General features: G+C 62.5%; 3 protein-coding genes. All 3 read right to left on the bottom strand.

What is annotated here, in order from left to right:
* Positions 1 to 145 precede the first annotated feature (145 nt).
* Complete coding sequence (locus EN994_RS28430) at positions 146 to 868, bottom strand: amino acid ABC transporter permease (protein ID WP_063168752.1); 723 nt, start codon at positions 866 to 868, stop codon at positions 146 to 148.
* A 21-nt stretch (positions 869 to 889) separates the two neighbouring features.
* Positions 890 to 1,687, bottom strand: a complete 798-nt coding sequence (locus EN994_RS28425; protein ID WP_063168753.1) for a transporter substrate-binding domain-containing protein — start codon at positions 1,685 to 1,687, stop codon at positions 890 to 892.
* A gap of 207 nt (positions 1,688 to 1,894) precedes the next feature.
* Positions 1,895 to 2,140: arginase family protein (locus EN994_RS28420; protein WP_206530518.1), on the bottom strand; the 246-nt coding region annotated here is incomplete at its 5' end.

The following is a 2,140-nucleotide window of genomic DNA, read 5'->3' as shown; positions in this document are numbered from 1 at the left end:
GTTCTGAACTAGCCCCTGACATTACGCGTCCCCCTGAATTGCTGCGCGGCTCAGGCATCTGGCGCCCTTTCGGAGCAGCGTCATGCCGTCGCGTCGATGGATGTCAATGGCGTGCCGCACGCTGCGGCCCACCGTTTTGTGCCCGTCATGCGTGATGGGGCACTTTGTCGGTATCGTTTCCGGCCGCGTGGGGCTTGGCCCAGGCGAAGCGCCGTTCGATCCGCTTCTGCAGGATCATCAGTACATAGACCATCGCCAGGTAGTAGAGGGAGGTGACGGCGTAGAACTCGGCATAGCGGAACGTTGAGGCGACGCTTTGCTGGGTGACCGCCATCAGTTCCGTCAATGAGATCACCGAGGCCAGCGACGTGGTCTTGAGCAGCGTGATGAACTCGTTGACGGTCGGCGGCAGGGCGATGCGCAGCGCCTGCGGCACGACGATCAGGAAGAACACTTGCGGCTTGCGCAGGCCAAGTGCGGCGCCGGCCTGAAACTGCCCTTCTTCGACGGCGCTGAGCGCCGCCCTGTTGATCTCGACCTGATAGGCGGCCTCGTTCAGCGTCAGCGCCAGGAGGGCCGCGATGAAGGGCGAAAACCAGGTCTCGCGGAAGATCGGCCATATTTGCGGCAGGCCGTTCCAGACGAACAGCAGCAGCAGAAGCGCCGGCAGTGCGCGGAAAACAGCGATATAGGCCGTCGCTCCCCAGCGCAGCACCTTGTTTTGCCCGTTGAGCGCCAAGGCAAGCGGCAGCGACAGGAGGATCGCCGCCGCATGCGCGAGTATTGTCAGGGCGAGCGCTACCAGCGCCGCCCTGAAGAACGTCCCGGAAAAAAGTGTCGACCAGAACAAGCCAAAGTCAAAGCTCACGGAACCCTGCCGATCGCGCCGTTACTGACCGATGCCACTGATGGTCGACATCGGAAGCTTCCACGTCTCGGCGATGGTCTTCATGGTGCCGTTCGCGGCAAGCTCCTTGACAGTAGCGGCGACCGCCGCCGCGTCAGCCTCATCCTTGCGGAAATAGGCCGCGTACTGATCCTGCGCGCCGGCCGAGTAGACGATCTTCAACTCACCGGGCTGCTGCAAGTCGCGGTAGGCGAATTCGGTGTCCTGGCTGATCGTCGCGACCGCGCGACCCAGCACCACCTGTTGCATCGCATCGGTCTGCTTGGGATAGGTCTGCATGGTGATCTTGTCGCGGCCGGCCTTGGCCAGGTCCTCGTTCACCTTGTCCAGCAGGCCTATATAGGAAGTGCCGGACTGGACGGAGATGGTCTTGCCGGAGAAATCCTCATAGCTCTTGTAGGCGGACGCATCGTCGGCCTTGCCGATCATGACGACGCCGGTCTTCAGATAAGGCACGCCGCTCAGCTTCTCCAGCCGTTCGGGTTTCAGCAAAGCGCCGCTGATGACGATGTCGCAGCGCTTCGATTCCAGGCCGGGAAGCAGGCCGCTGAAGTCCATCGTCGTGATACTGGCGTCGACCTTCCAGTGCGCGGCCAGCGCCTTGATGACGTCGATGTCGACGCCAACGGGAGCCTCGCCCGCCGTCTTGATGAATTCCATCGGCGGGAAAGTGGGATCGACGCAGGCTTGCAGTTTACCGTCGGCGGCGAAGCTCGGCGGCTGTGCTGCCGCCGGCGTGGCGGCCGCGAGGGCGATGAGTAGAAGGATCTTGCGGTTCATGGTTCACCTCTAGTTTGGGCTCTTGGCGGCCTCAAGGAACGCTTGCCGAAAGTTCGTCAATAGTCAACATAATTCATTTAAGAGAACAGGAGACAGCGAAAGAATGGCGCCACCGCATCGGCAACCGGCATCGAAAGTCCGGAGCCGCGAGCCGCGACGCCATCACCGATGGCGTCGGCGCGCTCCTGTAGCGGCCAAGGCCACGCGTCAGTGCGTCTCGGCATTCTTTGCGGCGATCAGGCAGATCAGTTCGTACATCATCACCATGGCGACCTGCGCCGTGATCTGGTTGGGGCTGTCCTTGGTCGGCATCAGGCAGACGACGTCCCCACCGATGATGTTGAGCCCCTTCAATCCTTGCAGAAGGCGCGTCGCCTCGCGGATGGTCAGGCCGCCGAAGCCCGGCTCGAGGTTCGAAACCCCGGGAGCGACGGAGGGGTCGAGGCTGTCGAG

This window comes from Mesorhizobium sp. M7A.F.Ca.CA.002.09.1.1 (assembly GCF_003998555.1).
Lineage (GTDB): Bacteria > Pseudomonadota > Alphaproteobacteria > Rhizobiales > Rhizobiaceae > Mesorhizobium > Mesorhizobium ciceri.
This window is presented reverse-complemented; position numbering and strand designations above follow the sequence as displayed.